At 58.9% G+C, this 22774-nt stretch carries 26 protein-coding genes, 1 tRNA gene and 2 pseudogenes; 11 read left to right on the top strand and 18 right to left on the bottom strand.

Annotation, left to right across the window (positions count from 1 at the left end):
* Nucleotides 1–126 precede the first annotated feature (126 nt).
* Both HNQ99_RS17005 and HNQ99_RS10610 read left to right on the top strand, forming a co-directional pair.
* Nucleotides 127–225: pseudogene (locus HNQ99_RS17005) on the top strand (LysR family transcriptional regulator); the annotation flags it as partial.
* Between the two features lie 10 nt (nt 226–235).
* Nucleotides 236–529 (top strand): type 2 periplasmic-binding domain-containing protein, encoded by a 294-nt coding sequence (locus HNQ99_RS10610; protein WP_184475617.1) that lies wholly within the window; start codon nt 236–238, stop codon nt 527–529.
* 77 nt (nt 530–606) lie between these two features.
* On the opposite strand, the gene HNQ99_RS10615 is transcribed toward HNQ99_RS10610, so the two are convergent.
* From HNQ99_RS10615 to HNQ99_RS10660, 10 genes are all read right to left on the bottom strand, one after another.
* Nucleotides 607–1686, bottom strand: coding sequence for a YeiH family protein (locus tag HNQ99_RS10615; RefSeq protein ID WP_322790359.1), 1080 nt, complete (start codon nt 1684–1686; stop codon nt 607–609).
* A gap of 358 nt (nt 1687–2044) precedes the next feature.
* The gene (gene rplL, locus HNQ99_RS10620; protein ID WP_184475618.1) at nt 2045–2419 is read right to left on the bottom strand and encodes a 50S ribosomal protein L7/L12; all 375 of its coding nucleotides are present in this window, start codon (nt 2417–2419) and stop codon (nt 2045–2047) included.
* Nucleotides 2420–2478: 59 nt separating this feature from the next.
* Nucleotides 2479–2994: a 50S ribosomal protein L10 gene (gene rplJ / locus HNQ99_RS10625; RefSeq protein ID WP_184475619.1), complete on the bottom strand. Its 516-nt coding sequence runs from the start codon at nt 2992–2994 to the stop codon at nt 2479–2481.
* A 419-nt stretch (nt 2995–3413) separates the two neighbouring features.
* Nucleotides 3414–4112, bottom strand: a complete 699-nt coding sequence (rplA, locus tag HNQ99_RS10630; RefSeq protein ID WP_184475620.1) for a 50S ribosomal protein L1 — start codon at nt 4110–4112, stop codon at nt 3414–3416.
* A gap of 4 nt (nt 4113–4116) precedes the next feature.
* Nucleotides 4117–4548 carry a 50S ribosomal protein L11 gene (rplK, locus tag HNQ99_RS10635; protein ID WP_184475621.1) on the bottom strand — a complete coding sequence of 144 codons (432 nt, stop codon included), beginning with the start codon at nt 4546–4548 and terminating at the stop codon, nt 4117–4119.
* A 273-nt stretch (nt 4549–4821) separates the two neighbouring features.
* Nucleotides 4822–5358 (bottom strand): transcription termination/antitermination protein NusG, encoded by a 537-nt coding sequence (gene nusG, locus HNQ99_RS10640; protein ID WP_184475622.1) that lies wholly within the window; start codon nt 5356–5358, stop codon nt 4822–4824.
* A gap of 30 nt (nt 5359–5388) precedes the next feature.
* Nucleotides 5389–5586: a preprotein translocase subunit SecE gene (gene secE, locus HNQ99_RS10645; protein WP_184475623.1), complete on the bottom strand. Its 198-nt coding sequence runs from the start codon at nt 5584–5586 to the stop codon at nt 5389–5391.
* Between the two features lie 135 nt (nt 5587–5721).
* Nucleotides 5722–5797, bottom strand: a tRNA-Trp gene (locus tag HNQ99_RS10650).
* A 21-nt stretch (nt 5798–5818) separates the two neighbouring features.
* Nucleotides 5819–7309 carry a lipopolysaccharide biosynthesis protein gene (locus HNQ99_RS10655; protein ID WP_184475624.1) on the bottom strand — a complete coding sequence of 497 codons (1491 nt, stop codon included), beginning with the start codon at nt 7307–7309 and terminating at the stop codon, nt 5819–5821.
* A 4-nt stretch (nt 7310–7313) separates the two neighbouring features.
* Entirely contained in the window at nt 7314–8429 is a 1116-nt protein-coding gene (locus tag HNQ99_RS10660) for an NAD(P)/FAD-dependent oxidoreductase (RefSeq protein WP_184475625.1), read from the bottom strand.
* Between the two features lie 195 nt (nt 8430–8624).
* Between HNQ99_RS10660 and HNQ99_RS10665 the strand changes: the two genes are divergently transcribed.
* On the top strand, nt 8625–9620 hold the full coding sequence (locus tag HNQ99_RS10665; protein ID WP_184475626.1) for a glycosyltransferase family 2 protein: 996 nt from the start codon (nt 8625–8627) through the stop codon (nt 9618–9620).
* A gap of 3 nt (nt 9621–9623) precedes the next feature.
* Here HNQ99_RS10665 and HNQ99_RS10670 read toward each other — a convergent pair whose 3' ends face one another.
* The 5 genes from HNQ99_RS10670 to rpsM all read right to left on the bottom strand — a co-directional run bounded on the left by HNQ99_RS10670 (nt 9624) and on the right by rpsM (nt 14561).
* Nucleotides 9624–11798, bottom strand: coding sequence for a prolyl oligopeptidase family serine peptidase (locus tag HNQ99_RS10670; RefSeq protein WP_184475627.1), 2175 nt, complete (start codon nt 11796–11798; stop codon nt 9624–9626).
* Nucleotides 11799–11905: 107 nt separating this feature from the next.
* Nucleotides 11906–12331, bottom strand: coding sequence for a 50S ribosomal protein L17 (rplQ, locus tag HNQ99_RS10675; RefSeq protein WP_184475628.1), 426 nt, complete (start codon nt 12329–12331; stop codon nt 11906–11908).
* Nucleotides 12332–12533: 202 nt separating this feature from the next.
* Entirely contained in the window at nt 12534–13595 is a 1062-nt protein-coding gene (locus tag HNQ99_RS10680) for a DNA-directed RNA polymerase subunit alpha (RefSeq protein ID WP_184475629.1), read from the bottom strand.
* Between the two features lie 100 nt (nt 13596–13695).
* Nucleotides 13696–14085, bottom strand: a complete 390-nt coding sequence (gene rpsK, locus HNQ99_RS10685) for a 30S ribosomal protein S11 (RefSeq protein ID WP_184475630.1) — start codon at nt 14083–14085, stop codon at nt 13696–13698.
* 107 nt (nt 14086–14192) lie between these two features.
* Nucleotides 14193–14561 (bottom strand): 30S ribosomal protein S13, encoded by a 369-nt coding sequence (gene rpsM / locus HNQ99_RS10690; RefSeq protein WP_184475631.1) that lies wholly within the window; start codon nt 14559–14561, stop codon nt 14193–14195.
* A 294-nt stretch (nt 14562–14855) separates the two neighbouring features.
* Here rpsM and pabB point away from each other — a divergent pair, with 294 nt between their 5' ends.
* The 5 genes from pabB (at nt 14856) to HNQ99_RS10715 (ending at nt 19186) form a co-directional block, all read left to right on the top strand.
* Nucleotides 14856–16013 (top strand): aminodeoxychorismate synthase component I, encoded by a 1158-nt coding sequence (gene pabB, locus HNQ99_RS10695; protein WP_184475632.1) that lies wholly within the window; start codon nt 14856–14858, stop codon nt 16011–16013.
* Nucleotides 16014–16045: 32 nt separating this feature from the next.
* Entirely contained in the window at nt 16046–16678 is a 633-nt protein-coding gene (locus HNQ99_RS10700) for an aminotransferase class IV (RefSeq protein WP_184475633.1), read from the top strand.
* A 61-nt stretch (nt 16679–16739) separates the two neighbouring features.
* Nucleotides 16740–17942 (top strand): pyridoxal phosphate-dependent aminotransferase, encoded by a 1203-nt coding sequence (locus HNQ99_RS10705; protein ID WP_184475634.1) that lies wholly within the window; start codon nt 16740–16742, stop codon nt 17940–17942.
* Between the two features lie 94 nt (nt 17943–18036).
* Nucleotides 18037–18384, top strand: a complete 348-nt coding sequence (locus HNQ99_RS10710) for a GFA family protein (protein WP_184475635.1) — start codon at nt 18037–18039, stop codon at nt 18382–18384.
* Between the two features lies 1 nt (nt 18385).
* Nucleotides 18386–19186, top strand: a complete 801-nt coding sequence (locus HNQ99_RS10715) for a DUF72 domain-containing protein (protein ID WP_184475636.1) — start codon at nt 18386–18388, stop codon at nt 19184–19186.
* Here HNQ99_RS10715 and HNQ99_RS10720 read toward each other — a convergent pair.
* Complete coding sequence (locus HNQ99_RS10720; RefSeq protein WP_184475637.1) at nt 19178–19648, bottom strand: acyl-CoA thioesterase; 471 nt, start codon at nt 19646–19648, stop codon at nt 19178–19180. The genes HNQ99_RS10715 and HNQ99_RS10720 overlap by 9 nt on opposite strands.
* 91 nt (nt 19649–19739) lie before the next feature.
* Here HNQ99_RS10720 and HNQ99_RS10725 point away from each other — a divergent pair, with 91 nt between their 5' ends.
* Both HNQ99_RS10725 and HNQ99_RS16660 read left to right on the top strand, forming a co-directional pair.
* Entirely contained in the window at nt 19740–20630 is an 891-nt protein-coding gene (locus HNQ99_RS10725) for an SMP-30/gluconolactonase/LRE family protein (protein WP_184475638.1), read from the top strand.
* Nucleotides 20631–20636: 6 nt separating this feature from the next.
* Nucleotides 20637–20783 (top strand): annotated as a pseudogene (locus HNQ99_RS16660) (3'(2'),5'-bisphosphate nucleotidase CysQ); the annotation flags it as partial.
* A 27-nt stretch (nt 20784–20810) separates the two neighbouring features.
* Here the strand turns inward: HNQ99_RS16660 and HNQ99_RS10730 are convergent.
* Nucleotides 20811–21335, bottom strand: coding sequence for a DUF177 domain-containing protein (locus tag HNQ99_RS10730; protein ID WP_184475639.1), 525 nt, complete (start codon nt 21333–21335; stop codon nt 20811–20813).
* A complete protein-coding gene (locus HNQ99_RS10735; protein WP_184475640.1) occupies nt 21332–21847 on the bottom strand; it encodes a ubiquinol-cytochrome C chaperone family protein in 516 nt (171 codons plus the stop codon). The genes HNQ99_RS10730 and HNQ99_RS10735 overlap by 4 nt, the downstream gene beginning before the upstream one ends.
* A gap of 125 nt (nt 21848–21972) precedes the next feature.
* Between HNQ99_RS10735 and HNQ99_RS10740 the strand changes: the two genes are divergently transcribed.
* Entirely contained in the window at nt 21973–22464 is a 492-nt protein-coding gene (locus HNQ99_RS10740) for an outer membrane protein assembly factor BamE (protein ID WP_246414898.1), read from the top strand.
* The last annotated feature ends 310 nt before the right edge of the window (nt 22465–22774 follow it).

A 22774-nucleotide genomic window follows, 5' to 3' on the forward strand; every position in this document is an offset into this window, starting at 1 on the left:
CCGATGGGCTCCGTGGTGAAATCTCGCGCTAATCAGCCTTACTTTGCGGGCATCCCGCTCCGAAATATCTTTGCGTCCTGTCCTTTTCGCCAGCATATATACGCATCGATGGAGCAAAAAATGACGATGCGGATCAATTTACCGACTGATTTGCTGCGCAGCTTTGTGATGATCGTGGATACAGGATCGATGGTGAAGGCCAGCGAGCATGTCTATCTGACGCAATATAGCGGTAATGACCAAGCCCTGCCGGTTTCGCGATGCGCGCATGGCGTCGCTCGAAGCGGCGGGCCGGTCATATTCGATCGCACTGGAAACACCCAGCCTCTCGGTGTTGCGCGCCGCTGCAGAAAGCGGGTTGGCGCTGACTTGCCGTACGCCGGTCTTCCTGGGGTCGGACTTCGTGCCGCTGGACATGGGGAGTCCCGCCCTGCCCGAAATTGGCTATAACATCGAAATTTGTGAAAATCCCCATCGCGCCGTCACGGAGCTTGCGGGACTGCTAAAGACTGCACTTTCCCAATTGTGATGAGCGGGCCGCGCGATGAGCAGGAGCGCCCGAAATGCTTCCGCGTCCCCGGCGGAGGATATCGCGATTCTCTTCCATCACATTTGCAAGATCAGTTCCGTCACCGACCAGGCAAGCGCCGCCGCGATCACGGTCGGCCCCAATATGACGATCATTGGGCGCAACCCGCTCTTCAGCAATATCTGCATTGGCGAACGGATACCGGTCGCGGTCACGGCAGCGGCGATCAGCACGGCCGAAATGGCGGTTGCCGCATCGCCAATCATTGAGGGAACAGCGACGGTCGAATTGAATATGACCAACGCCAAAAAGCCGAAGATAAACCAGGGGATACCCGCCTTGGCGCGGTCCATTCCTTCGCGCCGCCCAATAACCAGCGACACAATCAGCAACACCGGCACCAACAGGGCAACGCGTGTCAGCTTTACAATGGCGGCGGTGTCACCAGCTATGTTCGACACCGCATATCCCGCGCCCAGCGCCTGAGCCACGTCATGAATTGCCGCCCCCAGGAAAAAACCCGCCTGCCGGTCACTCAGCCCAAACTCCCACGCCAGCATGGGATAGAAAAACATGGCCGCTGCGCTCATCGCGGCAATGCCAACCAGGACAGTGGTAAGCTGCGCCTGATTGATCCGCCGCTCGCCCAGCATTGTCGCCAGCGCCATCGCGGCGGACGCACCGCATATTGCCACCGCGCCACCCGCCAAGACGCCAAAGGCTGTGGAAAATCCCTGCAGCCGGGACAGGACCACCCCGGATAAGATCGTCAAAGCCGTGATTGCGGCGATGCATAGCAATGCTACGGGTCCCAGGTCGACAATCTGTCCGACCGTCACCCGCATCCCCACAAGCACGATGCCGATGCGCAATAACCGATGCGACGCCAGCATCAATCCGGGATGCAGTCGCCGGTCAGCGTTCAGGAAATTAAGCGACAGCCCCACCAACAGGCTCATCAGCGTCAGCGGTACGCCATAATGGTCCGATACATAAGCGGCGGCCAGCACCGCTAAACCGACAACCATCAGGCCAGGCAGGTAGTCGAGGCGCGATGCCTTTTCCGGCTGGAACAATTCGCAATATAGATCGGCGGTCATCGGCAAGCCGCGAATGGCGCTATCATCAGGCGGCAGGGGCAGCGGGGTCGCAGGCAAGATCGTCGCTCGTTCCATCTCGGCAAAAATTAAGCCCAACTCTCCGGGACTTTGCCGGTCCGGTCAACCGAGATAGATTCATCTTCCATATTGCAGGCGGTCATTGCCTCTGGCCGTGATGAAGGTGCAGTCCCGCCCCAGGTGTGTAGAGTGATTGCGAGCCCGATGGAAAACGAAGTTCGTCTATTGCTGCCAATCAGGCGGCGCAGACAAACAATTATTCGTCATCTCCAACTTGAGCGATACTAGGCGCGATCCTGCCCCCGAAAGCAAAAAGGGCGGCCCATAAAGGACCGCCCTTCCTGTTCTGCACCCGACAATAAGCCGGGAGTAATGCTGGCCCCGAGGGGCCGACAAATTACTTCAGCTCGACGGTCGCGCCGGCTTCTTCGAGCTGCTTCTTCAGCTTCTCGGCTTCTTCCTTGTTCACGCCTTCCTTGACGGCCTTCGGAGCGCCTTCGACCAGCGCCTTGGCTTCGGTGAGGCCCAGAGCGGTGATCGCACGGACTTCCTTGATGACGTTGATCTTCTTGCCACCGTCGTTGACCAGGATGACGTCGAATTCGGTCTGCTCTTCAGCAGCCGGAGCAGCGGCGCCGGCGGCAGGGCCAGCAACTGCAACGGCGGCAGCGGCGGAAACGCCCCACTTTTCTTCAAGAGCCTTGGACAGTTCAGCCGCTTCCAGAACGGTCAGTTCGGAAAGCTGGTCTACGAGCGCGTTAATGTCTGCCATGGTAATAATCTCCATTTCTTGGGGCTTTCGGCCCCGAAAGTTTCAACAAAATCGAAAAATCAGGCTGCGTCTTTGGTTGCGTAAGCATTGAAGACCCGCGCAAGCTGTCCTGCCGGCGCCTGGACGACCTGAACGACCTTGGTTGCGGGCGCCTGAATAAGGCCCACAATCTTAGCGCGCAGTTCATTGAGCGACGGCAGCGATGCCAGCGCCTTCACGCCTTCAACGTCAAGCAAGGTTTCACCCATCGCACCGCCGACAATTTCAAGCTTGTCATTGGTCTTTGCGAATTCGACGGCGACCTTTGCGGCCGCTACCGGATCCGGCGATGTGGCGAATGCTGTCGGACCAGTCAGCAAGCTGCCGATCTGTTCGTAAGCGGTGCCCTTGACGGCGATTTTGGCGAGACGGTTCTTCGTAACCTTGTAGCTGGCGCCCGCATCACGCATTTTCGTCCGCAGATCAGTAGACTGAGCCACGGTCAGACCCAGGTTGCGTGTCACCACGACAACTCCGAAGTCCCCCAATGAGTCGTGCAGCGCAGATACCAGCTCGGCTTTTTGAGCACGATCCATGCCATTCTCCACTCTAGCGCAGACGGACCATCCGCCCGCGCGGTTAAGCAACAGGGTGACCTAAACCGGCCCTGCCGCCTGTCCGAGGGGAATGTCGCCTGACCTTCAATCCTGGAATGGCTCGTCCATGGGACCAACCAAGGAATTCCGGCAGACCCGGAACGCCGCCTTAACGGTGCACCGGCGAAAACTTTCCCCGTCTTGGCAGGAGATTAAGAGAGGCAAATTCCCCTCACCTGCTGTCTCGGACGGATTGAAAAAATGGAAGTGCCGGGGGCACTTTCATTTTTTCATTCCACGGGAACCGAAGCCCCCGAGGATCCTAAAAATCTCAACTCCGTTCATCGAGCAAAGCCGAGACACTCTAGCGCCAAGTCATCGTCCCTCGACTTCGCTCGGGACGAACTGTTGGCTGGTCTTTAAGCCGCCGAAAGTTCGGCGACGTCGATCTTCAAGCCCGGGCCCATCGAACTCGAAAGCGCGACCTTGCGGACATATTTGCCTTTGGAGCCTGAAGGCTTCGCCTTGACGATGGCATCAACGAAGGCTTCGAAGTTCTTCTTGAGGTCCGCTTCGGAGAAGCTGACCTTGCCAAGCCCTGCATGGATGATGCCGGCCTTTTCGACGCGGAATTCGATCTGGCCGCCCTTGGCCGCCTTGACCGCTTCGGTCACGTTCGGCGTGACGGTGCCAAGCTTCGGATTCGGCATCAGACCCTTGGGACCCAGCACCTTGCCCAGGCGCCCCACCAGACCCATCATGTCCGGGGTCGCGATCACGCGGTCGAAATCGATATTGCCGCCCTGGATCGTTTCCAGCAGGTCTTCCGCGCCAACAACGTCCGCACCGGCGGCAGTTGCCTCGGCGGCCTTTTCATTGCGTGCGAAGACGGCGACACGGACGGTCTTGCCGGTGCCGGCGGGCAGCGTCACGACGCCACGAACCATTTGATCGGCATGGCGGGGATCGACACCCAGGTTCATCGCGACTTCAAGCGTCTCGTCGAACTTGGCGGTCGCGTGCTTCTTTACCAGCGCGATGGCTTCTTCGACGCCGTGCAGCTTGTTGCGATCGACGGCTTCAGCGAGAGCCTTCTGCTTCTTGGTCAGCTTTGCCATGTCTTTAGCCCTCCACAACCTGAAGGCCCATGGCCCGAGCTGAACCTTCGATGATGCGGGTCGCGGCCTCGATATCGTTGGCGTTGAGATCCTTCATCTTCACTTCGGCGATTTCGGCAAGCTGCGAACGCTTGATCTGTCCGGCAGACACCTTGCCCGGCTCCTTCGAACCCGACTTCAGCTTCGCCGCCTTCTTGATGAGGAAGGTCGCTGGCGGCGTCTTCGTCTCAAAGGAGAAGCTGCGATCGGCATAAACGGTGATGATCGTGGGGATCGGCATGGACTTTTCAAGATCGCCGGTAGCAGCGTTGAAGGCCTTGCAGAATTCCATGATATTGACGCCGCGCTGACCCAGCGCAGGGCCGATGGGCGGAGACGGGTTGGCGGCGCCCGCAGGCACCTGGAGCTTGATATAGCCCGTAATTTTCTTAGCCATTTTTACTCACTCTATAGTCGGGGCTCTGCGCGACAGCGCTTTGCCCTGTTTCAAGTTTAGCGGTCCAAACGGCAGCCCGAAGACTGCCTCCCGCACTTCCCCTATCCTCTCCAGTGAGAGAGGATATGAAGACTTAGCGGCTATGCCGCTTAGCCGGAGTTGCTGAGGAGCCCTGCCCACCTTATAGGTGGGAGCCTCCCTCCCGCTGCGGCTAGGCCCTACTTCGCCAGCCAACTCTCGCTGTCCTCTCCCCATCGGGAAAAGGACCAAATTTCACTTCGCCAGTTCGACCTGTTCGAAATCCAGCTCCACTGGCGTTGCGCGGCCAAAGATGGATACCGACACCTTTACGCGGTTCTTTTCGAAGTCCAGCTCTTCCACCACGCCATTGAAGCTGGCGAAGGGACCGTCCAGAACCTTGACCTGATCGCCAATCTCGTAATTGACGTTGATCTTGTGCTTGGGCGCGGCGGCAGCTTCCTCCTTGGTGTTGAGGATGCGCGCGGCCTCCGCCTCGCTGATCGGCTGAGGTTTGCCGGAAGCGCCCAGAAAACCCGTCACCTTCGGCGTGTTCTTGATCAAGTGATAAACGTCATCGTTCAGCTTCAGCTTCGCCAGCACATAGCCGGGAAAGAATTTGCGTTCCGATTGCACCTTCTTGCCGCGACGGACCTCCGTCACGGTTTCGGTGGGCACCTCGACGGATTCGACGAGCTGCTCCAATCCCATGCGCGCGGCTTCGGCCATGATCGCGTCACGGACCTTGTTCTCGAACCCGGAATAGGCGTGGATGATGTACCAGCGCGACATGTCTACCGTTCGAACTCCAATCAATAAGCCTTAGCGGGAAAGGCCGAGCAGCAATTGAACGATCCACCCGAAAAGCGAATCAATTCCGAAGAAGAACAGGCCAAGCATGCTGGTCATGATCACCACCATGATGGTGGTCACAACCGTTTCGCGACTCGTCGGCCAGACGATCTTGTTCGCTTCAGCGCGCACTTGCCGGACGAAATCGCCGGGAGATGTCTTGGCCACTGTCTCTAACCTGTTCAATCTTCAATTAAAAACACCGAAACCAAAAGCCGCAGCCGGTCTTGCAACCGGAGCGGCTCTGACCTCATTCAAAATTCCTTGCGGCCCATAGCCTTATACCGGCCCGGTTGCAAGTTTTGGCAGGAGTGGAGGGACTCGAACCCCCGGCATTCGGTTTTGGAGACCGACGCTCTACCAGCTGAGCTACACTCCTGCAGCGTCAAGGGAGCCGCTATTAGCTCGCACGCGCCGGACGTGCAAGCATATTGCCGACGGTTCCCGCCAAATCCATCAACACCGCGCGTCCCTTAGGAAAAACAGCGAGAGTCGTCCAGCAAACCGCGAAACCCGCTGCGAATTTCATGGCAAGATCCAGCAACAGGAAGCCCGATAAATGAAAGGGTATGAGCCCGATCAGCACAAGCGCCATTGCCATATTGGCTAACACATGGGGCCAAGCAGCGTTTACAAGATCGATGGTCCGAACCGGCCCCTTTCGTCCTACCCAATACCATACGATCGGCATGCGGATGAACATGTCGCTCAGCGCATAGGCGGCCGCCACACCCAGCGCTCCCCAAGCCAGCCCGACAATGAAGGCGGCGATAGAGGTCACTGCTACCACCAGCCCCCATTGGGCGAACTCCCCGGTCCGGGACTGGCTTATAAATAGCCAGCCGGTCGTGGCGGAGATCGGTTGATGCAGGGCAGCAAAGCCCAGCCAGACGAAGATGGGCACACTGGCTCGCCAATGTTCGCCCAGTATCTCGGGAATGGCCGATTCCGCATAGATGATCATGAAAACGACGCCGGGCAACGTGAACAGCGCCAGCTGCTGCACCGTGCGCAGATAGACGGCGCGATAGCGTTCGGGTTCGTCAACCAGCCGCGAAAGTATGGGAATCACCACGCGGCCGACCGGCTGGTTGATCTGGCTTAATGGAAACAGCAGCAGCTTGTAGGCGCGATCATAATAACCGAGCTGCACCGCGCCAGCGAACTTGCCGATAAGGATATTGTCGAGATTACGGGACAGGAAATTGAAGACATTGAAGCCCATCATTCCCCTGCCAAATTTGATCATTGGCAAGGCTTGGGCCCAGTTGAACTGGCGGCTCGGTCTCCACCCCGACGCAAGCCAGGATCCAGCGGCGGCCGTAAGTGCGGTCATTACCGTGGAAGCGACCAGCGCCCAAATACTGGGGTAAATGATGGCGATCACCAGGGCCAGGAGGAAGCCGGCGGCTCCGGATATGACGTCGATCAGGGCCAGGCGTCCAAACTGCATGGACCGGGTAATCAGCGCCTGATGTTGTGAGGCTGCGGCCGAAATAAGGATGGAGCAGGCAAGCACCAGCACTGGAGCAATCAGGTCCGGCTGTCCGTAGAACCAGGCGATCAGAGGCGCGCTCGCCGCAAATATGAGCGCGAGCGCGGCCGCCACTCCGTTATTGATCCAGAAGATGGTGCTCAACTGAGCGGGAGAGATCGTCCGCGCGGTGATGATCGCGTTGTTGAGACCCAATTGGCCGAATAGCATCACGAAAAACATCAGCGGTGAAATCATCGCCATCAGACCGAAGACCTCAGGCGATAGCAGCCGCGAAAGCACAACCACAGAAAGCATCTGGAGACCAGTGCGAAAGGCCTGCGCACCTCCCGTAAAAACCGCCCCGACGGTTGCCTTTCGGCGCAAATTGGTAAGTGCGGGTTGGGACTCGATCACTGTTTCAAATCTCCGCGCCCAGCCCCAGCCTTTGCGCCACCAAATCGGCAAGCGCAAGCGAGGCGGTCAATCCCGGCGATTCGATCCCGAATAAATTCACCAATCCTGGAAGCCCATGCTCTTGCGGACCCGAAACGAGGAAGTCCGCTGCGGGTTCCCCCGGACCGCTGAGCTTTGGACGAATTCCCGCATAACCGGGGGTCAGGCGCTGCGGATCGAGTTCGGGCCAGATAAGCCGCGCAGCCGCCAGGAAAGTTTCATATCGTGCGGGATCCACGCTGTAATCAATGCCATCAATCCATTCGACATCGGGGCCGAAGCGAGCCATGCCGGCCATATCCAGCGTCAGATGCGTGCCCAATCCGCCTGGCACTGGCACAGGATAGATAAGGCGCCGAAAAGGCGCCCGCCCGGCATAAGTGAAGTAAACGCCGCGCGCATAGCGGACTTGCGGCACATATCCTTCCGCCAGATCCTCGGTACGTAGCGCAAGGAGATGCGCGGTGAGACCTGCGGCATTTACCACAAGCGAGGCAATGACGGCGGGTTCCGCCTCCCCGTCCATATGAACGCCCCAGCCATCCTGCTGCCGCGTCAATCGGGTGATCCGCGTCTGGCGGGCGAATTGCGCACCGGCATCTTCCGCCTCGCCAAGAAGTGATTGCATATAGGCATGGGAGTCCAGGATACCGGTGGAGGGAGAAAGAAGCGCCTCATGACAACCGAGCAGAGGCTCAAGCGACCGCACTTCCCGGCCATTGAGGCGCACAAGATCCGTCACCCCCGCGCCCTTTGCGGCCGCTAAAATCGCGTCGAGCGATCCAGCCTGCTCCGCCGACGCCGCGAAGATCAGCTTACCTGATTGCCGGCAGGGAATGTCGCGGGCGAAACAATAATCGTAAAGCAGCTTTTTTCCCTTAACGCACAGCTCCGCCTTCAATGATCCCTTGGGATAATAAATGCCCGCATGGATGACTTCGCTGTTGCGAGCGCTTGTCCAAGTGCCGAAATCAGCCTCTCCATCGACAATTACGGTTTCCAGGCCCAGGCGCGCAAATCTGCGTCCGACGGCCAATCCGACCACGCCCGCACCGACAACGACGGCATCAATTCTCGTCACGCAGCCGAGCGCCTTTCATGACCTGAACTCCTAGCCCGGAATTTCCAATAGGCATGGCCAGAGAACTATCATATCGTTGGATTTAGAGAAGTATCCCGATGGATAGGTCACCTGCCCAAAAGAAACGGACAGGGAACCTAAGAACTCCAGCGCGGTTACCGTACAACCACGGGTCTGAAAAATGAAGGGGTGATCATGTCGACCATCTGCGCCGTGGTGTTAACTTATAACAGAATGGACCTCCTGGATTCTTGCCTTGAGGCCATCGTTGCGCAGACGCATCAATGCGACCGCATCGTTGTTATTGACAATGCCAGTACAGACGGCACCTTTGCGATGCTCGCCGAGAAATGGGCGAACCGCGTAGAGGTTTATTCCCTCCCACGGAACATAGGCGCGGCGGGCGGCTTCAACATGGGCATGCGCATTGCCTATCGGACCGGCGCTGATTCGATATGGGTGATGGATGATGACGTGATCCCCGAGCCCGACGCGCTGGATAGGCTGATCGCCGCCGACAATATTCTGGTGCAGCGCGAAATTACCGCCCCCTTCGTAATTTCGACAGCCCGCACACCACGCGGCTGTGTAACCAATGTGCCCGATGTCGCGAACAGGCGGAACGCTCTTTCCTATCAGGCCTGGCCAGAATTGCTGGAACACAAGATGGTGCCGGTGCGCAGGGCGACCTTCGTTTCCATCCTGCTGCCCCGCCGGACCTTGGCGCGTTTTGGCCTGCCTTATGCCTCCATGTTCATCTGGGGGGAAGATTCGGAATTCACCTTGCGTGTGACGGCCGCACAACCAGGCTATATCGTCGGCGACAGCCGATGCCTGCACGTGCGCCAGATGGATGGCAATCCAGACATACGGACTGAAAATAATCCGGTCCGGGTCCGCTGGCATTATCATTACATCCGCAATTCGGTTTACACGATTCGCAAATATGCGCCCCGTCGGACCTGGGTTCGGCACATGACCCACAAGATGCGCCAAGCCCTTTCGCTGTTCCTGCAGGGCGAAGCGAGCAAGGCGCTAATCGTCATGCGCGGGACGATCGATGGGCTGCGCTTCAAGCCCCTGTTGGAAGCTGCCGATGCTGTTTTCGACGATGAGGGTGTACGGACTGTCGCATGGTCCGATCGCGAAACCACCCTTCCGACAAATGCCGCGTCACAGACCGCGGAGTGAGGCTTACTGCAGGGGAAGCGAGATTTTCAGACCCGTCCATTTCGCGATGAACGCGTACATGTCGGAATACTCCTCGATAAGCTTGTCCGTTGGCTTCCCCGACCCATGGCCAGCACGGGTCTCAATGCGGATAAGGTGAGGTTTTTCACCGATAGAGGCGTGCTGAAGCGCCGAGACATATTTAAAGCTGTGTCCGGGCACGACACGGTCGTCCGTGTCGGCCGTCACCACCATGATCGCGGGATAAGGAGTGCCCTGCCGTATATTGTGATAAGGCGAATAGCGCAGCAGCGTGCGGAAATCCTTTTTCCGTGAAGGATAGCCATAATCATCCACCCAATAGCGCCCGGCGGTAAACCGGTCGAAACGGAGCATGTCCATGACCCCCACGGCGGGCAGGGCGGCGGCGAACAGGTCCGGACGCTGATTAAGGACCGCTCCGACCAATAGGCCGCCATTGGAACGCCCCTCTATCGCCAGTTGGTCCTTACCCGTGATCTTTTGCGCGATCAGGAATTCACCGGCGGCGATGAAATCGTCAAAGACATTCTGCTTGTTATGCAGCCGTCCGGCATCATGCCACGCAGAGCCGAACTCGCCGCCGCCCCGCAGATTGGCGATGGCCACCGCCCCACCCTGCTCCAGCCAAGCCAGGCGCGGCGCGGAAAATCCGGGGGTCAGCGAAATATTGAACCCGCCATAACCGTAAAGCAGCGTGGGAGCAGGCTTGCCGCTCTGCATCACGTCCGCACGACGGATCAGGAACATCGGAATACGCGTTCCGTCCTTCGACGGGTAGAAGACCTGCTGCGTCACATAATCGGAGGGATCAAAATCGACTTTCGGCTGCGCAAAGATGCTGGTTTCGCCCGTCGCGGTGTCGAATCGGTAGATCGTCGTCGGCGTCGTGAAACCGGAAAAGGCAAAGAAGGTTTCAGGGTCGCCCCCCTTTCCTCCAAAACCAGCGGCGGTGCCGATGCCCGGCATCGGTACGTCGCCCGCCGGTCGTCCGCTGAGATTTACCATTTCAGCGACCGTGCGTGCGTTGCTCAGATAGGCAAGAATGATCTTGTCGCCCACCATGGAGCCCCCCACCAGCGTCTCCTTGCGCTCCGCCACGACTTCAACCGGCGGGGCCGACGGATGGGTCGCGTCCAGCGTTACCAGGCGAAGACGCGGGGCGCCCTTGTTGGTGAGAAAATATAGCTTGGGCCCCAAATTGCCGATCAGCCGCCAATCATGGTTCAAGCCCTTGACCAGCGGCCAGGGCTTTCGGGTTTGATCGTGGAGATCGGCGATCGTCAGTTCGTAGCGTTCATCCGTTCCCTGTGCCGAACTGATGAGCAACCATCGGCCGTCATCGCTCACCTGAGCGCTGTGACCCAGCTTGGGCCGTCCCGGTGTCGCGTATATAAGCTCGTCCGCCGATTGCGGGGTGCCCAGTCGATGATAAAAGACCTGCTGGTTGAGATTGGTCGACTGGAACGCCTCTCCTTCGCGTGGCACCGCAAAACGGGAGTAGAAGAATCCGCGCCCCTCACGATCCCATGCCAGATCGGAAAATTTGACCCAGCGAATCTCGTCGGGAAGCACTTTTCCCGTCGTGACGTCCAGGACATGCAGGGTACGCCAATCCGAGCCGCCATCCTGGATTGCGTAAAGCAGATACCTACCGTCAAATGACGGCTCCCATTCCGCGAGCGCGGTCGTCCCATCCGTGGAAAATGTGTTGGGATCGATCAGCAGCCTTTGCTTGGCGGTCAAAGCTTCGCGAACATAAAGCGGCGACTGGTTCTGCAGCCCGCTATTATAGGTGTAGAAATATCGCCGTCCGGCTTTTCGCGGAGTTCCGTAGCGGTCATGATCCATGAGCGACTTGATCCGCTTCTTCAGGATGTCGCGGCCGGGAACCGTTTCCAGATAGGCGTTGGTGACCTCATTCTGGGCATTTACCCAGTTGAGCACGGCACTATCCTGCCGCACGTCCTTTTCCAGCCAACGATAAGGATCGGCCACCTTGACGCCGAAATGCTCCTCGACAAGATCCTGGCGCATCGTCTGGGGATAAGCCATTGGGGCGCGTGACCGCGATCCTGCCCCGATCACCGTGTCAGCGGCTCCTGTCACAGGCACCAATGCAATAGCCGCCAAAGGCAAGGCCAGTGCGGATTTCTTCATTTTGCATATTTTGGACATAAGTTTCAGGCCGCAACTTAGGAAGTCGCGGCCTGTTTGTGAAGTTGTTGAGGAAGAGGATTGCCGGCTCTCCAGAGCCGCCAATGATCTTATGCCGCTTCCATTTCTTCTTCGTCAGCGCCCTGGACCGGACCGGAATCCTGCCCCTTGGCTGAAACATCGCGGTCGACCAACTCGATCACCGCCACAGCGGCGGCGTCCGACGCGCGGAAGCCAGCCTTGATAACGCGCGTATAGCCGCCGTTACGATCCTTGTAACGCTCGGCCAGGACGTCGAACAGCTTCTTGAGCTGCGTATCGTCCAGCAAGCGTGCATGGGCCAGGCGGCGATTGGCCAGGCCACCCTTTTTGGCAAGCGTGATCAGCTTTTCGACATAGGGACGAAGTTCCTTCGCCTTTGCCGTGGTGGTCATGATTTGCTCATGCTTGATGAGCGATGCCGCCATGTTGCGGAACAGCGCGTTACGATGACCAGTAGTACGCTGCAGCTTGCGGCCGCCAACCTTATGACGCATGTCTTTTACTCCGTTTGTTCAAGGGCCGTATAGCGGCCCCATCAAAATCCGTTTTGATGGATGACCTCTGGTACCCAGGACCAGGCGGTGACGTTCGGACCGCCCAATTTGACGTCATTCCCGCAAAGGCGGGAACCCATTTCCCAACACCACCCCCAACGCTCAGGAGTGGATCCCCGCCTTCGCGGGGATGATGGTAAGATCAGCCCAGCAGTTCCTGCTCCAGCTTCTTGGCCATTTCCTCGATATTCTCAGGGGGCCAGCCGGGAATGTCCATGCCCAGGCGCAGGCCCATGGACGAAAGGACTTCCTTAATTTCGTTCAAGGACTTGCGGCCGAAATTCGGGGTGCGCAACATCTCGGCTTCGGTTTTTTGGACCAAGTCCCCGATATAGATGATGTTGTCGTTCTTTAGGCAATTGGCAGAGCGAACCGACAGTTCCAGTTCGTCCACCTTCTTGAGCAGATAGCGGTTGATCTGATTTGCGTCGCTCTCCGCTTCGCCTGCGGCTGCGGCGGCAACGCCAACGGTCGGCGTGGCAGCGGCGAGCGCATCTTCGAAGTGGACGAAAAGCTGAAGCTGGTCCTGAAGAATGCGGCCGGCATAGGCAACTGCGTCCTCAGGCGTTACCGTGCCATCCGTCTCGAGAGTCAGCGACAGGCGGTCATAATCCAGTTCCTGGCCAACGCGCGTATTCTCAACCTTGTAGGCGACCTGCTTGATTGGGGAAAAGAGCGAGTCGACTGGGATCAACCCGATGGGCGCATCTGCCGGACGATTGGCGACCGCGGGCACATAGCCCTTGCCGGTATCGGCAGTCAGTTCCATGTTGAGCGTCGCGCCTTCGTCCAGATGGCAGATGATGAGATCAGGGTTCATCACCTCGATATCGCCGGAAACGGCAATGTCGCCCGCCTTGACTTCAGCAGGGCCCGTGGCGGAAAGCTGCAGGCGCTTGGGGCCTTCGCCTTCCATCTTCAGCGCCACCTGCTTCACGTTGAGAACGATGTCGGTAATGTCCTCTCGAACGCCAGCGAGCGAGGAGAATTCATGCAGTACATTCTCGATTTTGATCGAGGTAACAGCGGCGCCCTGAAGCGAGGAGAGCAGTACGCGGCGCAACGCATTGCCGAGCGTCAGGCCAAAGCCACGCTCCAGCGGCTCGGCAACGAACGTCGCCTTGCGCTTGGGATCGCCGCCGGCCTTGATCTCCAGGCTGTTCGGCTTCTTCAATTCCTGCCAGTTCTTGGTGTTGACAGTCATGTATTTCCCCTGGGATTGGGCGGGGGCGCGTTATACAACGGTGACCCCGGCCGGTACAGATAAAGGGATGGCGCGTCCGCCGCCCCTGGTATGCCGAAGCTTAAACGCGGCGACGCTTGGACGGACGCACGCCGTTGTGCGGGATCGGCGTCACGTCGCGGATCGACGTGATCGTGAACCCAACGGCCTGAAGCGCGCGAAGAGCGGATTCACGGCCTGAACCGGGACCCTTGACTTCGACTTCAAGAGTACGGACGCCATGTTCGGCGGCCTTGCGGCCCGCATCCTCCGCGCACACCTGCGCGGCGTAAGGAGTCGATTTGCGCGATCCCTTGAAACCCATCATCCCTGCGGAGGACCAGCTGATTGCATTGCCCTGTGCATCGGTGATGGTGACCATGGTGTTGTTGAAGCTTGCGTTTACATGAGCAACGCCTGCCGAGATATTCTTGCGCTCGCGCCTGCGAATCCGCTGAGGTTCCCGTGCCATATCCTATTTTCCTACCTTAAAATCCTGTTTGACGGCGGAGGGTCTCACTCGTTGAGGAGAGCGGCCTCCGGCGGAGAAGAATTAAAGAAATAGTCCCGGACTATTTCTTACTTCTTCTTGCCTGCGATCGGCTTGGCCTTACCCTTGCGGGTGCGCGCATTGGTGTGCGTGCGCTGACCGCGAACGGGCAAGCCCTTGCGATGACGCAGGCCGCGATAGCAGGCCAGGTCCATCAGGCGCTTGATGTTCATGGCGGTCTGCCGGCGAAGATCGCCTTCGACCGTATGATCGGCGTCGATGGTTTCGCGGATCTGCAAAACTTCCGCATCGCTCAGGTCCTGGACCCGGCGGCTGTGATCGATGCCCAGCTTGTCGGCGATTTCCAACGCCTTCGTGCGGCCGATGCCATGGATATAGGTAAGCGCAATAATTACGCGCTTGTTGGTCGGGATGTTGACGCCCGCAATACGTGCCATGTAATCTTGTCTCCTGCTCCACAGGCTGTCTGGCAGGACGGCCTATCTCAAAGCTTCGCTTGCCTCGGCTGGCCCTGGGGCCGTCACCTTGGCGAATGAATATCCCGAAACGCAAAAAGGACGGCAAGCGCTGAAATGCGCCGCCGCGCGACTAATGTGTCGGGATTGGCGGCCTTTAGGTGAGTCGGACCGGAGTGTCAAGCGCGCCCTGGCGCGGCAAAGCTTCGTTTTAAGCGATCGATCACGTCATTGCTTCGACTGGACCTATGGGCATGCTCTCTGTAAGGCAATTCCATGTTTCCTCCTCGGCCAGCACCTTTCATTCTATTGGACGATGCCAGACCTGTAGGATCCACCGGCGCGCGATTGTATAAAGAGCCGGTGGAGTTGGTAACCGCCTATCAGCCAGAGGAGGTCCATCCGGCACTTGACCGGCTGGCCCAAGCGCAAGCAAGCGGGCTGCATGCGGCCGGATATCTCGCTTATGAGGTTGGTCACATGCTGGAGCCACGGCTGGCCCGCCTTGCCCGTCCTTTGCCGGACGGAGAACCGCTATTGTGGTTCGGCCTGTTCGAAAACCATGAGCAAGTTCCAGCTGCAGAGGTTTCCGCCCTTTTTCCGCTCCCCGCGAGCAATGTCCAGAAGGCTGCGCCGCTCGTGAAGCAGCCGGACTATGCCACCGCGTTCAATAGCATTCAGTCTTATATTGAGGCGGGCGATATCTATCAGGCGAACCTGACTTTCCTTTGCTCTGTCGCCATGGCCGATGATCCTCTGGCGCTTTACGCCGCTTTGCGGGACCGCGCCGGGGCTGGTCATGGCGGCATCGTTTTTACAGGAGAGCGCTGGCTGCTCTCTTTTTCGCCGGAACTGTTCTTCACACTGGAAGGCGGCCGGTTGACGGCGCGCCCCATGAAAGGAACCGCCGCCCGCCAAGCCACGAATCAGGCGGATCAGGAAACAAGGCGCGCCCTGTCGGCCGATCCCAAGCAGCGCGCGGAAAATTTGATGATCGTCGACTTGCTTCGCAACGATCTGGCCCGCGTAGCGCAGGCCGGCAGCGTTGCCGTGCCGGAATTGTTTGAGGTGGAAAGCTACCCCACTGTTCACCAGATGACCTCCACCGTCACCGCCCTTCTGCGCCCTGGTCTGGGAGCTGTCGATGTGCTGCGCGCCATTTTCCCTTGCGGATCGATCACCGGCGCACCCAAGGTCCGCGCCATGGAAATCATCCACGAAGTGGAGGCTCGACCACGCGGGGCCTATACCGGGTCGATCGGCAGCATTTCTCCCGACGGTAACGCCGCCTTCAATGTTGCCATTCGTACTATTTCGGTCGATGAAGGAAGCGGCGTGGGGCTCTTGGGCCTCGGCTCAGGGGTCGTGGCCGATTCCGTCATGCAGGCGGAATGGAACGAATGCCTGGAAAAAGGAAAGTTTTTGCGCCGATGATCCCGGCGCAAGAGAAAGACCAGGAAGCGTCAGTGGCGTCTACGGAAGGCAGGTTCGATCTTATAGAGACGATGGCGTTTGATCCGGTCGAGGGTGTCCGCCTGCTCGAATATCACCTGACGCGGATGCTGCGCAGCGCAGCCGAACTGGGCTTCGCCTTCGACCGCCATGCCGCCCGCAACGAACTTCAGGCGGCGACCTTCCGACTGCGCTCGGATAGCCGCATAAGGCTGCTGCTGTCGCGCCTGGGCTCAATGGCCATCGAAATCCGGCAGCAGCGCCCTTGGCCCGAAGCGGTCATGCGCGTGGCGGCCGTCGCGCGAAGGGCGGATGCGCAGGATTTCCGGCTGCGCCACAAAACGACCGACAGGGCGCTTTACGCAGACGCCCTGCAACGGGGCGGCACTTTCGAGGTGCTGCTGATCGATCATGAAGGTTTTTTGACGGAAGGATGCTTTTCCTCCCTTTTTGTCGAGCGGGGGGACAAGCTGTTGACGCCACCGCTTGCGCGCGGGCTTCTCCCCGGCGTGCTGCGGCAAAGCCTTATCGATATGGACGAAGCGGTGGAATCGGACATCCGGATGGCGGATCTGGAAAACGGCTTTTTCATCGGGAACGCAGCGCGCGGTCTTGTGGCCGCAACTTTGGTTGAACCTGCCGCCTGACCTGTCTATTGAGCGGCCGTCCGCAGACTCGCGGATGCCAATCGAAATGGGGAAAGCTTCAATGCCACAGACGTCCGCCGCCCTTGGCCGCATCCAGCCTAGCGCCACCCTCGCCATGACCGGCCGGGTGAATGAGCTGAAACGCGCCGGCATTGACGTCATTGGCCTTTCCGCCGGCGAACCCGACTTCGACACCCCGGATTTCGTGAAAGACGCCGCCATCGCCGCAATTCGCGCTGGGCAGACCAAGTACACGACCGTCGATGGCACCGCCGAGCTGAAAGAAGCCATTTCCGCCAAGTTCAGCCGCGACAATGGCCTGGACTATTCCAGCGCGCAGGTCAGCGTTAACAGCGGCGGTAAGCACACGCTATTCAACGCCCTGGTGGCGACCATCGATGTTGGCGATGAGGTGGTGATCCCCGCGCCTTATTGGGTGAGCTATCCGGACATCGTCAACTTCGCGGGCGGCACCCCCGTGTTCGTAGCGGCCGGCGCGGCACAAAATTACAAGATTACGCCCCAGCAGCTGGACGCGGCAATCACGCCCAAGACCAAGTGGGTGCTTTTGAACTCGCCGTCCAACCCGTCGGGCGCTGCCTATAGCGCACAAGAGTTGAAGGCGCTGGGTGAAGTGCTGCGCAGGCACAGCCATGTCTACATTCTGACCGACGATATGTATGAGCATGTCTGGTACGCCGACACGCCGTTCGCCACTATCGCGCAGGTCTGCCCGGACCTCTATGACCGCACGCTGACCGTCAACGGCTGCTCAAAGGCCTATGCAATGACCGGCTGGCGCATCGGTTATGCGGGCGGTCCCACCTGGTTGATCAAGGCGATGAGCGCGCTTCAATCGCAATCGACCTCCAACCCCTGCTCGATCAGCCAAGCGGCGGCCGTTGCTGCGCTTAATGGCCCGCAGGACTTCCTGGAGGAGCGTAATGTCGCCTTCAAGCGGCGGCGGGACATGGTGGTCGCCATGCTGAACGACGCGCCCGGTCTTGCCTGCCCTGTTCCGGAAGGTGCTTTCTACGTATATCCGGACGCAAGCGGTGTCATGGGCAAGACGACGCCCAAGGGCGTGAAGATCGCGACCGACGAAGATCTCATCAACTATTTCCTCGACGACTATCGCGTCGCCGCTGTCCATGGCGAAGCCTTCGGCCTAAGCCCTGCATTCAGGATCAGTTATGCGACTTCGGAAGAGGTGCTGAAAAAGGCATGCACCCGCATTCAGGAAGCCTGCGCCGCTTTGAAGTGACTATAGCGAGGGCGGGGTTGTTTTGATCTCGCCCCCAAAGTTGCACGATGATAGTTTCTCCTGAGCGACCAAGGTGTCTCGGGAGAAGATGATCATGTCCGTTACAGCCAGTTGCCATTGTGGAGACGTGCGCCTGTCGATGGCCGAAATGCCTAAACAGGCGAACTCCTGCAACTGCTCGCATTGTTCCAGAAAAGGTTTCCTTCTCGCCTTTTTTCCTGCCGATCGGGTCAAGATCGAGTCCGGTGCCGACAAGGTGTCGACCTACACATTCTACAAGCATGTGATCCAGCACCGATTCTGCCCGACCTGCGGTGTGCAGGTCTATGCAGAGGGCAAGAACCGGGATGGTTCCGCAATGATCGCAGTCAATTTGCGCTGTGCCGAGGATCAGGACCTGTCGGCATTGACCATAATCGACATCGACGGTCGGAGCTTCTGACATGGGTCGGGCAGGCACAATCCGCGCGGGCATTGGCGGCTGGACCTTCGAGCCATGGCGCGGAACCTTCTATCCCAAAAGCCTTCCGCAGGCGAAGGAACTGGAATATGCCGCCTCGCAACTAACCGCTATCGAGATTAACGGCACCTATTACCGGCTGCAAAAGCCGGAAAGCTTCGCCAACTGGGCAAAGGCCGCGCCGGAAGATTTTATTTTCACCGTAAAGGCGTCGCGGGTCTGCACCAACCGCCGCGTGCTTGCGGAAGCTGGAGAGGCAATCGCCAAGTTCCTGGGACAGGGCATTACTGAACTTGGCGACAAGCTGGGTCCGATATTGTGGCAGTTCATGCCGACCAAGGCGTTTGACGCCGAAGATTTCGGGGCTTTCCTGAAGCTGCTGCCGAACAAGCAGGACGGCATGTTCCTGCGCCATGCGGTGGAGGTCCGGCACGAAACTTTCCTCCACCCGAATTTTGTCGAAATGTGCCGCGCGGCGGACGTCGCGATTGTCTTTGCCGACAGCCCCAAATATCCGCAGATCGCGGACATGACGGCGGACTTCGTCTACGCCCGCTTGCAGGATGCGCGAGAGGAGGAAACCACCGGCTATTCACCCGATGCGCTTGATCGCTGGGCCGGCATTGCCCGGTCCTGGGCGGCAGGGGAAAGCCCGGCGGACCTTCAATATATTTCGCCAGCGCAGAGCGGACCCAAATCGCGCGATGTCTTTATATTCATGATCAACGGCGCCAAAGTCCGCGCGCCCGCAGCGGCCCAAGACTTTTTGCAGCGTTTAGGATGATTTTTTTGATTTCAGCTGATCAGCCCCGCGCCCCGGTTTGGCAAAATGCACCTGCATGGTTTCGCGAACTTCATCATCGATGATCCGTCGGCCTTCGGTCCCATGGGCCACCATCACCGTGTCGCACACGGCCACGCATTCGCCGTCTTGAAAGGCTGCCGAATAGACATGCCAACTGGTGGTGCCGATATGGCCGATGCCGCTGGCGATCAGCATCTCTTCGGGGAAATGCGCTTCATGAACATAGGCGAGGTTTACTGAAGCAACCAGCCAGCGGACCCCCTTGTCCTTGGGATGGCGTCCGATGGTATGGTGGAAATGGATGCGACCGGTTTCGAACATCGCCGCCATGGCGACATTGTTGATATGCCCCATCACGTCCAGGTCCTGATATCGCGTCCCCACGGCAACCTGGAAGGGATAGTTTTCGATCGCGAGACGCCAGCTTTCCGGCTTTGCCATGCTAGTCCTTTCTTTCCACCCTATTGTGGGCATAACCAGCGAAAGGCAAAATGGAAATGACACAGGCTAATAATCCGGAACTGAGGCAGTTATGACACAGAAACTGCGATGTGTGCTGCAAGCGCGGGCCGAACTCGGGGAAGGACCGCGCTGGCACCCGGATGAGCAGCGGCTTTACTGGGTGGATATCGCCTGCAATGAGCTGCACCGCCTGGATCCTGTGAGCGGCCGCGATGAATGCCGCCCATTCGATGATCCGGTAGGCTGCTTCGCCTTTGTCGATGGCGGCGGCCTGATGCTGGCAATGAAGAACGGCTTTGCGCTGCTTCGCGAGTTCCATCTGAAGCCAGAGCAGTTCGGGGACCAAATCCTCGCGGGACAGCCTGAACTGCGCTTCAACGATGGCCGCACCGATCCCCAGGGGCGTTTTTGGGTCGGCAGCGTCAACACTGCCAAATCAGCCCGGAACGCTGCTTTGTACAGGCTGGAGGGCGACGGGTCGATCCTGCAGGTGGAAGGCGGTATGCTCACATGCAACGGCGCCGCCTTTTCCCCAGACGGCAGACGCTTTTTCCACGCAGATACTCCAAGCCATGCCGTGCGCCTCTATGATTTCGACGGAGAGGGTGGGACAATTGCCAATGGTCGCATCTTCCATCAGTTCCCCCTGGGCGAGGGGCGGCCTGACGGCGCATCCGTGGATGCCGAAGGATGCTATTGGACGGCCCTTTTCGATGGCGGCCGGGTGGTCCGTTTGTCCCCTGATGGCGAGGTGCTGACAGAAATAGCGCTGCCGGCCCCCAGACCAACCATGATTTGTTTTGGCGGACCGGATTACCGTACCGCCTTTGTAACCACCGCCCGTACCGGCCTTTCGAAGGAGGCCCTGGAAATGGACCCGCTTTCGGGCAGCATCTTCAGTTTCGATGTGGACGTGCCGGGTATTGCCGAAACAACTTTCAGGCTTGGCGAACGGCCTTAGAACGCAGCTCCGGTCGCGGTGGCGAGGGCGTACGGCCTACACTGCTCACGCGTGGACGGTTCTCCGCTGATCTATAACCAGCCTGATACGTATATGCCCGATTTGCTGGTTTGTCGGCCAGAGCATGTGGAACTGGTGATGCGGGCGATGGCGACCACAAAGGCCGCCATGCAGCGACCTTCAGCCCTTTTTGGTCAGGTCGCGCAGCTTGGCGAACGGACTGGCTTCTTCTTCGCTAAGAACGCCCGCTTCACGAAGCACCTTTTCGGCGTCGGAAGATCGCGGATAAGGGTTCATGCTGAGCGAAAGCGTTTCCGCTACCGCTTCGCCCATGTCGATGCGATCGCCTTTGAAGAAGATGATGTCGCACTCGTTCGAACTGAGCTCGATCTCCTCGTCCGGATCGGGCTCGGCAGCTTCCCGCTCAAAGCGAATGACGAAGGGCTCGTCCAGCCGCTCGGGCACGGGAACGCCGGTCGCGACGCAGGACTGAACGAGTTCGGCCTCGATCCGGCCATTTGCAATGACGGCAGCGCCTTCCTTTGCCAGGAAATAGCTGGCGGCAAGGCGGTCAAGCGTAACCAGGCCAAAGCGCCGGGCAAGCGCCGCGCGTTCCTCCGCCGTGGCTTCAATGCGGACCGGCTTGTCGCTGCGGCCGATTTTATCGAGGGATTCCAGCCGCGAAAATTCAGGCGCGGCTATCATGGCAGCCTTCCTTCCAGCAAGGCTTCGGCCGGGGCGAACCCCAGGGCTTCCCAAAATGCCGTCAGCCCCTCTACCACATGGCTCATCGCTTCAGCACGAGGGGGATTACCGCGGTACAGGTTTCGGGCAAGAACGTCCTCAAGCCCTTCGCCTCCCCGGACCGCAGACCGATAGGCAGTCAAGCGACCGCCCAGCGCACTCATCATCTTGCCGATGTGCTTGCCCACAATAACGTCGCCTATGCCGATCTCGCGGAGCTGGCCATCCATATCCTCCACGAAGATTTCGGTCAGCCAGACGCTTTCCTGCTTGTGGTCCGCCTTTCCCTCCAACCGAAGCAGGAGAAAGGACAGAATGGCTGCTATCATGTCGAAGCGCCCGTCGAGCGTGTCAGGTACGCCGCCCTGCGCGTACCAATGCGGCTCCCGGCCTCTCATTACGATGGCATTGTACAAAGGCCGCATGGCTTCGCGGGGATCGGCTTTGGCGAAGAGGCGGCTCAGGATCGACATCAAAACTCGCGGTTCGTATAGATGGTAATGGTGGGCTTGTGTGCCCGTGCGATATTCCATATTGATTGGCCGCGCCGCCAATGCAATGGCTAAGGGCGGACATGTTCGTGTTTCGGGAGAATTTGATGCGCCTCAACATCGCGCGATTTGCCATGGTCGCAGGCGCGATTGCCCTATTGCCGGTAATGTCCGGCTGCACGCGAGTACGCTCGCATCAGGGTTATATCGTCGACAACCTGCTGGTCGATTCGATCCAGCCTGGCATCGACAATAAGGCATCTGTGGAACGGACGCTGGGACGGCCTACCTTCGCGGGGCAATTCGACAGCAGCGAATGGTTCTATGTCGCCCGCGATTCGCGGCAATTGGCTTTTTCCAAGCCGAAACCGACAAACCAGACAGTCTTGCGGGTCCGCTTCGATCAAGCAGGCAATGTCGTTGGGGTCGATAAAACCGGCCTCGACCTGGTAGCGAAGATTGATCCTGAAGGCGACAAGACCCCAACGCTCGGTCGCCATCGGGGCCTGTTCCAGGAAATTTTCGGCAATATCGGCGCAGTGGGTGCGGCTGGCGGAGGCGCGGGTGACGCGACGGGGCCAGGACCTAACGGTTCCTGATCCTAGGTTGGCCTTCAGCGGCCTTACTTGCACAGGAACGGTAACGCCGATCAGATCTGGCTGGCATTGCGGCCGTTATTGCCGTGAAAGGCTGATTTTCAGGACAATTTGGCTCGTGCGGAACGATTTCCCTCGACGAAAGAGGGATTCGTCCGCTCAATTTCTCGGTTCGATCATAGAGCAGCTTCCGTTCCGACTGCGTCGGTTCGGCTGCTCTAGGCTGAATCGACATTCAGCACCAGAAGCTGAGAGCGGCGAGGCATAGGCTAGCGAGATAGTTTTGCGGGATTCGGTCGTATCGGGTGGCTAT

The organism is Rhizorhapis suberifaciens (assembly GCF_014200045.1).
Classification (GTDB): domain Bacteria; phylum Pseudomonadota; class Alphaproteobacteria; order Sphingomonadales; family Sphingomonadaceae; genus Rhizorhapis; species Rhizorhapis suberifaciens.